This is a genomic window from Erwinia sp. MYb375 (genome assembly GCF_037479175.1).
Lineage (GTDB): Bacteria > Pseudomonadota > Gammaproteobacteria > Enterobacterales > Enterobacteriaceae > Erwinia > Erwinia rhapontici.
In genome coordinates this window covers 654,531-667,212 of the sequence record NZ_JBBGZS010000023.1, presented here as the reverse complement: position 1 = coordinate 667,212, position 12,682 = coordinate 654,531, and the positions used below count along the sequence as shown (strand labels likewise).

General features: G+C 56.2%; 10 protein-coding genes. 3 read left to right on the top strand and 7 right to left on the bottom strand.

Annotated features, from left to right (window positions below; genetic code table 11):
* Nucleotides 1-39 precede the first annotated feature (39 nt).
* Nucleotides 40-249 (top strand): glycine zipper 2TM domain-containing protein, encoded by a 210-nt coding sequence (locus WH279_RS16070; RefSeq protein ID WP_133846571.1) that lies wholly within the window; start codon nucleotides 40-42, stop codon nucleotides 247-249.
* A gap of 35 nt (nucleotides 250-284) precedes the next feature.
* On the opposite strand, the gene glgX is transcribed toward WH279_RS16070, so the two are convergent.
* From glgX to treZ, 3 genes are all read right to left on the bottom strand, one after another.
* Nucleotides 285-2,360 (bottom strand): glycogen debranching protein GlgX, encoded by a 2,076-nt coding sequence (gene glgX, locus WH279_RS16065; protein WP_339457692.1) that lies wholly within the window; start codon nucleotides 2,358-2,360, stop codon nucleotides 285-287.
* A gap of 63 nt (nucleotides 2,361-2,423) precedes the next feature.
* Nucleotides 2,424-4,958, bottom strand: coding sequence for a malto-oligosyltrehalose synthase (treY, locus tag WH279_RS16060; protein WP_339457691.1), 2,535 nt, complete (start codon nucleotides 4,956-4,958; stop codon nucleotides 2,424-2,426).
* The gene (gene treZ / locus WH279_RS16055; RefSeq protein WP_339457690.1) at nucleotides 4,955-6,742 is read right to left on the bottom strand and encodes a malto-oligosyltrehalose trehalohydrolase; all 1,788 of its coding nucleotides are present in this window, start codon (nucleotides 6,740-6,742) and stop codon (nucleotides 4,955-4,957) included. Before treZ ends, treY begins: the two co-directional genes overlap by 4 nt.
* 173 nt (nucleotides 6,743-6,915) lie before the next feature.
* Between treZ and WH279_RS16050 the strand changes: the two genes are divergently transcribed.
* Nucleotides 6,916-7,380: a GNAT family N-acetyltransferase gene (locus WH279_RS16050; RefSeq protein ID WP_133846567.1), complete on the top strand. Its 465-nt coding sequence runs from the start codon at nucleotides 6,916-6,918 to the stop codon at nucleotides 7,378-7,380.
* 69 nt (nucleotides 7,381-7,449) lie between these two features.
* On the opposite strand, the gene WH279_RS16045 is transcribed toward WH279_RS16050, so the two are convergent.
* The 4 genes from WH279_RS16045 to WH279_RS16030 all read right to left on the bottom strand — a co-directional run bounded on the left by WH279_RS16045 (nucleotide 7,450) and on the right by WH279_RS16030 (nucleotide 11,562).
* Nucleotides 7,450-7,809 carry a cupin domain-containing protein gene (locus WH279_RS16045; RefSeq protein ID WP_339457689.1) on the bottom strand — a complete coding sequence of 120 codons (360 nt, stop codon included), beginning with the start codon at nucleotides 7,807-7,809 and terminating at the stop codon, nucleotides 7,450-7,452.
* A gap of 237 nt (nucleotides 7,810-8,046) precedes the next feature.
* Nucleotides 8,047-9,372 carry a glycoside hydrolase family 10 protein gene (locus WH279_RS16040; protein WP_339458746.1) on the bottom strand — a complete coding sequence of 442 codons (1,326 nt, stop codon included), beginning with the start codon at nucleotides 9,370-9,372 and terminating at the stop codon, nucleotides 8,047-8,049.
* 157 nt (nucleotides 9,373-9,529) lie between these two features.
* Complete coding sequence (locus WH279_RS16035; protein ID WP_227536311.1) at nucleotides 9,530-10,531, bottom strand: zinc-dependent alcohol dehydrogenase family protein; 1,002 nt, start codon at nucleotides 10,529-10,531, stop codon at nucleotides 9,530-9,532.
* Between the two features lie 140 nt (nucleotides 10,532-10,671).
* Nucleotides 10,672-11,562 (bottom strand): LysR family transcriptional regulator, encoded by an 891-nt coding sequence (locus WH279_RS16030; protein ID WP_234472292.1) that lies wholly within the window; start codon nucleotides 11,560-11,562, stop codon nucleotides 10,672-10,674.
* A 179-nt stretch (nucleotides 11,563-11,741) separates the two neighbouring features.
* Between WH279_RS16030 and WH279_RS16025 the strand changes: the two genes are divergently transcribed.
* Entirely contained in the window at nucleotides 11,742-12,677 is a 936-nt protein-coding gene (locus WH279_RS16025; RefSeq protein ID WP_167863959.1) for a nucleoside recognition domain-containing protein, read from the top strand.
* Nucleotides 12,678-12,682: the final 5 nt, after the last annotated feature.

Here is a 12,682-nt window from a genome sequence, read left to right as displayed (position 1 = left end):
TTTTTGCCTTCCATTATGCGTAATGGTAATGAGGTTTTTATGTTGTTAAAACGCAGCGGTACTATCGCCATTGTTTTGCTGGTGACTCTTTCAGTAACGGCCTGTGGCATGTCTCATCGCGGCAGAAACACCGCTATTGGTGCCGGTGTGGGGGCAGTGGGTGGTGCGGTCCTGACCGGAGGCAGCACCTGGGGAACCCTGGGCGGCGCAGCCATCGGTGGTGTGATTGGGCATCAGGTCAGCCGTTAAGCTGACCTGCGCTAACCCGGTAAGAAAGCGTACAGCTAAGGCCTGCGATACAGGGCAATGCTGCGACCTTCCAGCTCGACATTTTTCTCTTTGGTGATCACCTGGCCGGGTTTGGCTCTGTCCGATGTGCAGAGTTCCAGTACCCAGCCACCTTCGCCAAACTGCGGGATCAGGAAGGGCACATTGCCCTCAAACGGGTTAAACAACATCAGCACGTCATGCCAGATGCCCTCCTTCTCCGTCAGGTCTGCCCGGCCAATATAGACCCCGAGCGTTGAACCTTCATCCCACTGTTCCGGCTGCTGAAAACCGCCGCCTGCATTAAACCACTTGATATCCATATTATCGCGCCAGCTTTCACGGCGCAGCAGCGGCTGAGCGGTGCGCAGGGCGATTAGTTGGCGGGTAAATTCACGCAGCATTTCGCCGCTTTCCGGCACATCGTCCCAGTTAATCCATGAGATGTCGTTGTCCTGGCAGTAGCCGTTATTGTTGCCGCGCTGACTGCGACCAAATTCATCACCCGCCAGCAGCATCGGTGTCCCGTGGGAGAACAACAGGGTGGCGAGAAAGTTACGCTTCTGCCGTTCGCGTATCGCGTTGATCGCTTCATCTTCCGTTGGTCCTTCCACACCGTAATGCCAGGAGCGGTTATCATTATGACCATCGTTATTGTCCTCGCCGTTGGCATCATTATGTTTATCGTTGTACGACACCAGGTCATTCAACGTAAAACCGTCGTGGGCGGTGATGAAGTTGACGCTCTCCCAGGGACGACGCCCGCGCTGATCGTAGAGGTCGCCTGAGCCCAGCAGACGAGCCGCGAACTCGGTTGAGACATTGTCTCCCTTCCAGTATTCCCGCACCGTGTCACGGTATTTATCGTTCCATTCCGCCCAGCCGGGTGGAAAAGCGCCAACCTGATAGCCGCCCGGGCCAATATCCCAGGGCTCGCCAATCAGCTTCAGACGTGACAATACCGGGTCCTGCATAATGGCATCGAAGAAACCGCCGCGGGGATCGAAGCCACCCGGTTCACGGCCCAAAATAGTGCCCAGATCGAAGCGAAAACCATCGATATGCATTGATTCCGCCCAGTAGCGCAGGGAATCCATCACCATCTGCAACACCCGGGGATGTGAGGTGTTGACCGTATTGCCGGTGCCGGTGTCGTTGATGTAATAACGGTGCTGATCTGGCAAGGTGCGGTAGTAAGAGAAGTTATCAATGCCTTTAAAGGACAGCGTCGGGCCGAGTTCGTTACCTTCTGCCGTGTGGTTATACACCACATCGAGGATCACCTCGATCCCGGCCTCGTGGAAGGCGCGCACCATATCGCGGAAACCCTGAATGCCGTTAGGGCCAAAGTAGCGCGAAGCCGGAGAGAAGAACGCGAGCGAATTATAGCCCCAGAAGTTTTTCAGCTCTTTGTCCAGCAGGTGCTGATCGTCCGGGAACCAGTGGACTGGCAGCAATTCAACTGACGTCACGCCAAGGCTTTTGATGTAATCCACGACGGCCGGATGGCCCATGCCTTCATAGGTGCCGCGCAGCGCTTCAGGTACCGCACTGTTCAACTGGGTAAAGCCTTTGACATGCGCTTCGTAGATCACGGTGGTTGACCAGGGGACCACCGGGCGATTTTCATCATGCCAGAGGAATTCGTCCGGATCGATGACCCGGCATTTTGGGGTAAACGGGCCGCTGTCCCGGGTATCAAAGGTCAGGTCCTTCTCATCATCATACAAATCGTAAGCAAAGTGCGCCTCATTCCACTCAATATCCCCTGACAGTTCCCTTGCATACGGGTCAATCAGCAGCTTATGCGGGTTAAAACGATGTCCGTTCTCCGGATCATAAGGACCATAAACGCGGTAGCCGTAGAGTGCACCCGGTTGGAGCCCCCGCACATAGCCATGCCACACTTCATGGGTATATTCCGGCAGTTCCAGCCTGGCGATCTCCTGCTGTCCACTGGGGTCATAGAGGCACAGCTCAACGCGCTCAGCGTGCGCGGAGAAGAGGGCGAAATTTACCCCTTCACCATCAAAATTGGCCCCCAGCTGGTGGCTTAACCCGGCTTCGATGACATAAGGTGTTGCGTTCGACATAGCGTTCTTTTCATCCCTTGGCAAATGGTAAGCGGTAGCGTCTGTTATTCACTTTTCTGGGGGCTATTCACTGCTGAGTATCAGCGGTAAACCCGTGTCTGTGGCGGCCAGCGTGATCTGGTCGGTCACAAACATCACTTCTCCACTGAGGATATTACGGTAGCGACGGTGGGAAAGCGGTGCTGTCAGCGCGATAGTGGTCGAGGCAGAAGGCGCCCTCTGATCAGATTCTCCGGCGTTATCCGGCAGCTTCAGCGCCAGACGCGGGGCAATCACCATCAGCGCATGGGTACTGTCCAGCCGGGCGAACAGGATCAGATGATCTTCGCGCGGCCCTTGTGCGCTCAGCGGCAGATAATCGCCATGACGAAACAGTGCCGGACGGGCCTGACGCAGTTGTAGCAGGCTGGCGATTACGTGCTGGTTGAGCTGGCCGCTCAGCCAGTGCGCCGGGTCGCTATCCAGCGGCGTTTTGTGTGCCGTCAGCATCTGTTGCAGTGCGGGAAAGTCCGGCTCCCTGCGGTTATCGGGATCGATCAGACTGAAATCGAGCGTTTCACTGCCCTGGTAAATATCCGGAACGCCTGGCGCAGTCAGTTTCACCACCGTCTGGGTGAGACTGTTCACCAGCCCGGCCTGGATAAACGGTTGCAGCGAGGCGGTGAAATCATGCAAAAAGTCGGTATTAGCCGGCGAGAGCAGGTGACGCGCATAGTCGAGCACCGCATTCTCGTAGTCATCGTTCACGGCAGTCCAGTTGGTACGCTGCTTCGCTTCGCGCAGTGCTTTTTGCACATAGGCGAGAAAACGCTCTTCCAGCGCCGCCAGCCCGGCGTGATCCCGGGGCTGAAGCGTCGCAGGCCAGACACCGGCCAGCGCCTGGTAGAGCATCCACTCGACAGAGGGTTTTGGCGCCCGGCCATCGTCAAGCGTCACCACGCAGCTGCGGTTCATCTCGCACCAGCGCGCCACGCACGCAGCCCAGTGCGCCGGGGCTTCGGAGAGCGTATAAAGCCGCGCCCGGGCATCTTCGCCGCGTTTGGTATCGTGCGTGGTGGTGCCGGAAAGGGCATCCGGCTGTCGCTCAAGGCGCACTTTCATCTCTGCGTGAAAGCGGTCAAGCGAGAAGGCACGCGGCAGCGGTTCCGCGCCAACCTCATTCAGCGCCAGCGACATATGCTGGCGGAAGAACAGGGTATCTTCGACCGATTTCGCCATCAGCGGGCCAGTCAGTTGCTGGAAACGGATGCGGAACGTGGTGGCCTGCTGACGCGTGTGTGCCGGGATCTCGCCCGTGAGAATACGCAGGATCAGGTTAAGGGCCGCCGGGTCAGGGGCATCGGTACGGTTTTTAACGTGGTTTGCCACCTGTTGCAATAATTCGCTATCGGCCGCAGGCAATCCGTTTTCCGTGCCATAGGTGCGGTACACCGGGAAGGCAATCAGCAGTTCACGCAGCGCCTGGCGCAGGTTGCTTTCCGGCAACAGTGCACTTTCCTCTGCGGCAATATCACCGACGAGGGTCAGCAGGGTGCTGAACTCACCGGCAAAGTTCTTATCCACCATCAGCCGCTTGGCTTCTCGCAGTTCGGCGGCCATATTCACTGGCTTATCCAGCACATCATTGTAGATTTTGCGCAGGGCGCTGATTTGACTGCCATCGACCAGCGCATCGGAGAGCGCTGCCATAAACTCATAGCCGGTGGTGCCGGAAACCGGCCAGTCGCTCGGCAGCTGTTCATCTTTGCCAAGGATTTTCTCTACGGTGATATAGCAGTCCGGGCCTGCCTGCTGGCGCAGGCGCGTCAGATACGCCTGTGGGTTGGCCAGCCCGTCAACATGGTCAACCCGCAGCCCGTCAACGGCACCGGAATGCACCAGTTCGAGGATCAGACGGTGGGTATCATCAAATACGCCGCGATCCACAACCCGCATACCCACCAGTCCGGTTATTTCAAACACACGGCGGTAGGAGAGCTCATTGGCCGCATCACGCCAGCACATCAACCGCCAAGGCTGACGCTGGTGGAGTGCCGCCATCTCCGACCGATCGGTGAGTGCCAGCACATCGGCTTCACATTCCTGCCAGGTTTCCGGTTTCAGCGGGTAGAAGGTGTCGTAATACGCCAGCGCGGGTTTGCCGCTGTCGGGATCGGCTTGCACCGTGATCTCATTGTTATCCAGCGCCGTCTCAAAGGCATCGCCCAGGAACGGCAGCGTCAGACGGCGGGACCAGTCGATATCAAAATGTCGCGCGTAGCGGCTTGCCTCACCGTGTTCAACCACATCGCGCCACCAGGCATTTTCCAGCGAGGCCGCCATATGGTTCGGCACAATATCGAGGATCAGTCCCAGCCCGGCATTTTTCAGCGCGCTGACCAGACGGTCAAACCCTGCGCGGCCGCCAATCGACGGGTCGATCTCATTGGCATCCGTGACGTCATAGCCGTGAGTCGACCCGGTGGTCGCCGTAAAAATCGGGGAAGCATAGAGATGGCTGATGCCCAGCTGTTTCAGGTAGGGCACGAGGCTGGCAGCGCGATCAAACGTCATGCCGTTACGAAACTGAATACGCCATGTGGCGGTTGGAATGGTCATTTTTCCTCTCCTGGCAGAAGACGAACCACGATGGCGTGCTGTGGCAGATCCTGCGTATCAGCCGGCCAGGCGAAAATCGTTTTGCCGGGCAGCGCGGGCAGTGGCTGCGTTGAGTCACCGATGTTCAGAGCAATGGATAACTGGCCCCGGGGGAAGGTCCAGCTGACGGCCACAAACCCCGGTGCGGTCTTCAGCACCTGGCCTGCATGACCGCCCGCAGTCCCCAGCAGCGGCACGATAACGTTTTGACGCAGCGTCAGCAGCTGTCGGGTCAGCGCCAGCCAGGCTTTACCCTCTGCGCTGTCAGGCTTATGCCAGTCGAGCTTAGAACGGGTAAAGGTGGTTTCCGCGTTCGGATCGGGGACGACTTCCCCTTCATGCCCCGCGTGGCCTTCGAACTCTCTGGCTCGCCCTTCGCGTACGGCCCGCGCCAGATCGCCATGAAAATCAGTAAAGAACAGGAACGGGTTGGTCTCGCCATACTCTTCGCCCATCAGCAGCAGCGGGATATGCGGTGAGAGCAGCAGTGTGGCCAGCAGCACTTTGTTACGGTCGGCCCCGGTCAGGGTGATCAGCCTGTCGCCTTGCGCGCGGTTGCCCACCTGATCATGATTCTGGATAAAATCAACAAACGCCGCAGGGGGCTGACCGCGACTGTCGACGCCGCGCGCTTCGCCAGACTGAACGGCAACCTCACCCTGATAGACAAAGCCCTCCGTCAGCGCCCGTGCCACGCCTTTTTCTGGGCGGTCGGCAAAGTCCTGGTAATAGGCATGGGTTTCCCCGGTGGCGAACACATGGATCGCATTATGGAAGTCATCATTCCATTCACCGTTAAACCGCGGGGCGTTGCCGTCAGCGTCGCGTGGATGCAGGAAAATCACGTTACGGCAGTCTTCGGTCGTCAGATGGATCGGCCGCTCAGGCAGCTCAGCGCGGATGCGTTGGGCAATCTCAATCAGGATATGGGGGTCGGTGGTGTCTTCAATCTGGTCGATGGCATCGAAACGCAGGCCATCGAGGTTAAACTCCCGCAACCAGTAAAGCGGTGCTTCTGCAATATACTGACGCACGGCCTCGACATCATGGGCGATACCCGCTCCCCAGGGCGTCATCCGCTCCGGGTGGAAGAAGTCGGGGGACAGCAGCGGCAGATAATTCCCCTGCGGACCAAAATGATTTAGCACGATATCCAGCACCACCGAGATGCCGTAACCGTGCGCCGCATCGATAAAGGCTTTAAAATCATCCGGTGTGCCGTAGGCGGCATGGGGGGCATACAGCAGAACGCCGTCATAACCCCAACCACGACGGCCACCAAACTGCGCCACCGGCAGCACTTCGATCATCGTGATGCCCAGTTCTGCCAGGTAAGGGAGTTTTTCTGCCGCCGCCTGGAATGTGCCCTGTGGCGTAAAGGTACCGATATGCAGCTCATAGACCACGGTTTCTTCCCAGCGCCGTCCTGACCACCGGGTGTTCTGCCAGACGTAAGCGGTGGGGTCGATCACCAGCGAAGGGCCATCGACATCATCACGCTGGGCGCGGGAAGCGGGGTCCGGCACCGTCATGCCATTGGCAAGTACAAACTGATACTCCGCACCGGGGAACACACCGCTGATCTGCTGCTCAAACCAGCCGTTGCCCGTGGGTTGCATGTCCGTTTCTTTGCCAGAAAGCCGGAGTTTGACCTTGTTCTGGCCCGTGGCCCAGAGGCGAAAACGAACGGTATCGGTGGCCACATACTCGGCGCCCCAATGTTTTAAATATGATCGGGTTTCCATTCACTGTCCTCGTTTTATCCAGCGCTCGGGGATCGCTGGCAACACAACGGCGCTCCGCTACTCTGAGCGTTAGTCGGAAAAGGTGTTATCGGGATCGGGATAGCTGTCAGGCCATAACAATCATAGACTAAGATGTAGGGACAAGTGATCACCCCAGGCAAGATGGAGAACCGATGAGCATCACTATCAGAGCATTCCAGGCCAGCGATCTTGATGCTGCTATTACGCTGTTTCAGGGCGCAGTGCGTCAGATAGCCTCACAGGATTACAATCCGGAACAGATTGACGCCTGGGTACAGGTAGACAGGACGGCCTGGGAGAAACGATTCAAAGAAAGTCAGTGCTGGCTAGCGATCCGCAATGGGGAGCTCGCCGGGTTTGGCAACGTGGAGTATGACGGACATCTGGATATGTTATTTACCGATCCCAGGCATCAGCGCTGCGGTGTGGCAACCGCGCTGCTAAAGTGGCTGGAGCTGGCGGTAGTGAAGATGGACATCCCGGTTATCTATACCGAGGCGAGCATTACCGCGAAACCCTTCTTTATCCGACACGGCTTCCAGTTGGTTGAAGCCCAGCAGGTGTCGGTGCGTGGCCAGAGTTTTATCAATTATCGCTTGCGTAAAATATTGATGTAAAAGGGCACTTATGGGTTTAACACCCGATCCCCGCAGGACTAAACAGGGGATCAGGTAGGGCTGAGTTACTCAGACTTCTGCATCAAAAATCACATACAGCTTACGCATCTCGGTTTCCACCACCCAGGTGCCTTCGGTGTTGGCTTCGAAAAAGAAGGAATCACCCGCTTTGAAAGTTAACGTCTCTTCACCGTCGGGTGTAAATGACCCGGAGCCGCCGAGGAAATGCATAATCTCAGCCTGTTTAACCGAGCGACGATAGCTGCCCGTGCCACACTGAAAAATCCCGGTATCAATATCTTCCTTCCCCGGAATCACTTTTTGCAGGCCGGAGAGCTTGATGGCAGAGGTGCCCGGCAGGCCTTCAACGGTTCCCCATGACTCCAGCGATTCGATGGCGGCGGGCTGTTCTATTTTCTGCACTTTCATCAATATGATTCCTCAGGTGACGGTGTTACGGCGGCTATCAAGGATTAAAAAACACATAAGGGTGTTATCCCGGTTCGTTATCCAGATTAAGGGGTTTGCCGAACAGATTGCGGAATTTATCTGCCGTTAATTAACAGATTTGCGTGTAAAGCGGGCTGAGATTGGTAGAAACGTTTGCGGGGAGACAAGCGGGATAAAGCAGGACCGGCAGGGCGCTACCCTGCTGATCCTGTTAGCTTATTTGGCTGCGGCCTGACCCCAGCGGCTTTTCAGGTAATTTACCGCATCCTGAGTCTGTGGCTGATTGAGGTAGTTTTCTCTGAACAGGATGGTGCCATCAATATTCGGTAGCGACTCATTCAAGTCGAGCTGTTTTTTCAGCTCCGGCACGCCTCCCTGTACCGTCCAGTCTGGCTCATTCTTCGACGGTTCCCCGACTTTATACAGCGCAATGCCGATATACAGCCGCGTGCTGGTGGGTTTCACCACCTCTGCCCACCATTTTGCCAGCACATCGTAGCGTGCCGCCTGCCGTGCGAAAGGCCAGTACACCTGCGGGGCAATATAGTCCAGCAGGCCTTGTTGCACCCAGCGGCGGGTATCGGCGAAGGATTCATCATAGGCTGCTGCACCGCGCGTATCGGAGCCTGCCGGATCGTGTGACAGATTGCGCCATACGCCAGCCGGGCTGACGCCGAATTCGACATCCGGTTTTAACTGTTTGATGGTACGCGACACCTGCTCGATCAGCTGCTGCGTGTTGTGCCGCCGCCAGTCTGCCTTACTGCTAAATCCCTGACCGTATTGCCGGAACGTCTGGCTGTCATTGAGGGCAGAACCTGGGGATTCCGTATAGAAATAGTCATCGAACTGCACGCCATCGACAGGATAGTGCGCCACCACTTCAGCGACGATGCTGGTGATCCAGTCGCGCACTGCCGGGATGCCGGGGTCAAGCACAAAACGATCCCCCGAGGTGCGGATCCAGTCGCGATGCAGTACATAGACGCTGGCAGGTTGCTGCGACAGCGTTCGATTCAGCTCGACCGTGGTGGAGGCTTTGGTGTTAACAGAGACACGATAAGGGTTTAGCCAGGCATGCACCTTCATGCCGCGTTTATGCGCTTCGTCGAGCATAAACTGCAACGGATCGTAGCCCGGATCCTCGCCAATGTTCCCGGTCACCATATCTGACCACGGCAGGATTTTTGACGACCACAGCGCCGTACCATCGGGTTTTACCTGGAAGAACACGGTATTGATGCCGAGACTTTTCAGTTTATCCAGCTTATCGGTCAGCGCTTTTTGCTGCAGGCTGATACGCAGCGCCGCGCTACTGACATTGACCGAAGCGATCGGCGGCCAGTCCAGGCGCGAAACGGTCGCCAGCCAGACGCCACGCATCGGTTCCTTCGCCAGCTCAGGCCGTGTTGGCAGCGGCTGTTTTGCCACCGGCGGGAGCGGGGTGACCAGCGATTTCGGCGGTTCGGAAGAACAACTGAACAGTAACAACGCGGCGATAGCCAGTGCGGCCGACCTTTTAAGGGCGATGACGGCGGGAATACGGCGAGAACGGGTGATGGTATGCTCCGGTTCTTTCTGGTGGTCGAGTGATAAGAAGATTCTCTTATTTCAGGCCGTAAAGTCAATGGATTAGGGGGCAGGGAAGCGTACAGAGCCTCATCTGCCTGTCGACAGATGAGGTGAAAAAGAAAGGCGATCAGACGGCAGACTGAACGGTCACGACAATTTTACCCACCTGTCCATTGGCTTCCATATAGCGCTGAGCCTCTGCAATATCATCGAGCGGGAAGGTTTTATCAATCACCGGTTTGAGTTTCCCCGACCGCAGCCCCTCACTCACAAACGCTTTAGCGCGCACCAGTTTATCGGCATCGGTGGTGATTTCGAACAGTTCATAACCGCGCACAGTCAGATGCTTACCGAGTATATCGAAGACAGGAATGACCATATCGCGGCTGTCGAGCGCACCGTACTGGAAGAACATGCCCTGAGGTGCCATCACCTGGATCAGCTTTGCCACATCCGGACCACCAACGGGATCAAAAACGATATGCGCACCTTCACCGCCGCTGACGCACGTGATTTCCGCCACCATGTCCTGTTCGGCGGTAGCGATCACCGCAACAGCCCCAGCTTTCAACAGCATGTCTCGTTTTTCACTGGTGCGCGTCAGCGCGATCGGTTTCGCGCCCAGCATGTTAGCAATCTGAATTGCCGCCAGCCCGACACTGCTGGATGCGGCACGGATCACCACGTTCTGGCCTGCCTGCAGGTTGCCATACTCGACCAGCGCGCCATAAGCGGTGACGTACATCATCCAGCTGGCGGCCGCTTCTGCAAACGACAGGTTCTCAGGGTGTTTAACCACAGCATGAACCGGGGCATTGACCACTTCGCCGTACATGCCATATTGCGTAAAGGTAAATGAAGGAATAACGCTAACTTTATCGCCTGGCATGAATCCGACAACGTCTGCACCAACGGCGTCAACCACGCCCGCAGCTTCATACCCCAGCCGGGCCGGAAATACAGGTTCGATCACATACTCGCCATTGCGGTACATGATTTCTGCACGATTGAGGCCGATTGCCTGTACGCGGATTTGAACTTCATTCGCCGCAGGGGCAGGTACGTCAACATCAATAACCTCCAGCACTTCCGGGCCACCGGTACGGTTAAACGTCACCACTTTAGACATATTCAAACCTCATCAGTTAACGGCATACCCTGGAGCGGGTATGCACGGTTTATCTGCGAGTAATTTACGGGGTTAGACTCAAGGTAAAAACAGGCGTGGCGGAACATCACTATTACTGATTCAGTAACAATCGCCTGGTTTCAGCAGCGCTGTCGGGCAAAAATCTCGCTAAACCAGTCGATAAAAACACGCACTTTGGACGACAGATGACGTCTGTCCGGATACATCACGGAAACGGGTTTTGGGACGGAAGGATACTGAGTCAGTATTTCTTCCAACGCACCGGAAGCAATATGGGGAGCCAGAGCATGGCAGGTTGCCTGAATAATCCCCAGCCCGGCCAGGCCGCAGGAGAGTAAAATATCGGAGTTATCTACAAGCAGGCTACTGGCGGGACGTTTTGCAACAACCTCAGCGTTTTCAATGAATTTCCACGCCATAACATCGCGACTATGATCACTAAAGAAATGAATGGCCTGATGCGCGTCCAAATCCGCCAGTGTCTGGGGGTAACCGTATTTGCGCAGATAGGAAGGGGCCGCGCAGGTGACCATGCGGATATCGCCCAGCCGTCTGGAGATAAAACTGCAATCCGTCAACTCTCCCAGGCGCACAACGCAGTCGACGCCTTCGCTAATTAAATCGGTTTTCTTATCCGAGGAGACCAGAACGACCTCAATATCAGGGTACAGCGCTTTAAACTGCGCCAGATGAGGGATCAGAATGCTATGCGCCAGCGCCAGCGGCATATCCAGCGTAAGACGCCCACGCGGAGGGAGCGTGGGTGAGAAGTTTGCCATCATATCGTTCACTTCAGCCAAGAGATGCTTTGAACGCTGATAGAAGTCGTCGCCTTCTGCGGTGACACTCAGCTTGCGGGTGGTACGGTGGATCAGTTTCACCCCGAGATCATCCTCAAGCTGCTGAATCGCTTTGCTCACGGCAGGGCGATGAAGTTGCAGAACATCGGCCGCCTTAGTAAAGCTACCCTGTTCAACAACCTGCAAAAATATATTAATATATTCAATCATTTTAGCGTGCATACATTGCTCTGATCAGGCTTGAATCGCGACAGTTTGCGCCAATGGGGATAACGATGAAAGCCTTTCTTGACTTGAAAGAGTTGAAGTAGAGCGGGATTTTATATCTTATTCCGTTGCTAACGAATAGTGGGCAGTCGGCTCTTCTTATACCCTTGTGGAACCCGTTAATGGATATCATTGGCATTATTATGTCGGCAGGGCGAACCTCTGTTGATGTTGCGCTTTACACCCTGATCCCGGTGATGGTAGTCATGCTGATTATCATGAGATACCTGGAACAGAAGGGCGTGCTTGACGCGATTGTGCGTGTGATGACGCCGATATTCAGGCCATTTGGCATCACCGGGCTGGCTATTTTTGCGCTGATCCAGCTGAACTTTGTTAGTTTCGCCGCACCGCTGGCGGCGCTGGCGATTATGGAGAAACGCGGCACTTCCGACCGTCACCTCGCGGCAGCCCTGGCGATGCTTTTTGCCATGGGCCAGGGGAACGTCTTTTATCCCCTTATCCCTTTTGGCCTGCACTGGGGCGAAGCCGTGATCATTTCAATCGTCGGGGGGCTGGCTGCGGCGGCGTTCACCTATCACCTTAGCGGGCGAAGGCTGTCGACGGATTCCCTGCCGCTGGCGGAAAAAGAGAGACTGGAGGGCAACGCACCTCAGGGGCTGATCGCCGTCATTAACGGTGCCGGTTCAGACGCAATCCGCCTGGCGTTGGGGTCCGTTCCCATGCTTCTCCTGTCGCTGACGGTGGTGGGCATACTGAAAGCGGCCGGGGCGATTGAAGGGCTGACCGCACTGCTTGCCCCGCTGCTCGGCATGTTCAATATCCCGGATATCTTTGTTATGCCGGCACTGACCAAAATGCTGGCAGGGGGCACCGCATATTACGGCGTGATGACGGAGCTGATACAGAAAGGGCTGATCACACCTCAGCAGATTAACGCCTCTGCTGGCTTAATGATTCAGACCTTTGATCTGCCTGGCATCGGTATTTTTCTGGGTATTGCCAGTCGCTTTGTCAGGCTGTTTCGTTACGTCATTCCCGGTGTTTTGCTGGGTATCCTGCTACGCACAGTGATCCATCTGCTACTTAACCATTAATTCGT

What these genes read in the sequence shown, in the direction of transcription:
- WH279_RS16045 (WP_339457689.1), bottom strand. Translation starts at nt 7,809, where the DNA reads ATGAAAGTGCAGAAAATAGAACAGCCCGCCGCCATCGAATCGCTGGAG.
- WH279_RS16035 (WP_227536311.1), bottom strand. Translation starts at nt 10,531, where the DNA reads ATGTCTAAAGTGGTGACGTTTAACCGTACCGGTGGCCCGGAAGTGCTG.
- WH279_RS16050 (WP_133846567.1), top strand. Translation starts at nt 6,916, where the DNA reads ATGAGCATCACTATCAGAGCATTCCAGGCCAGCGATCTTGATGCTGCT.
- glgX (WP_339457692.1), bottom strand. Translation starts at nt 2,360, where the DNA reads ATGTCGAACGCAACACCTTATGTCATCGAAGCCGGGTTAAGCCACCAG.
- WH279_RS16025 (WP_167863959.1), top strand. Translation starts at nt 11,742, where the DNA reads ATGGATATCATTGGCATTATTATGTCGGCAGGGCGAACCTCTGTTGAT.
- treY (WP_339457691.1), bottom strand. Translation starts at nt 4,958, where the DNA reads ATGACCATTCCAACCGCCACATGGCGTATTCAGTTTCGTAACGGCATG.
- WH279_RS16030 (WP_234472292.1), bottom strand. Translation starts at nt 11,562, where the DNA reads ATGATTGAATATATTAATATATTTTTGCAGGTTGTTGAACAGGGTAGC.
- WH279_RS16070 (WP_133846571.1), top strand. Translation starts at nt 40, where the DNA reads ATGTTGTTAAAACGCAGCGGTACTATCGCCATTGTTTTGCTGGTGACT.
- treZ (WP_339457690.1), bottom strand. Translation starts at nt 6,742, where the DNA reads ATGGAAACCCGATCATATTTAAAACATTGGGGCGCCGAGTATGTGGCC.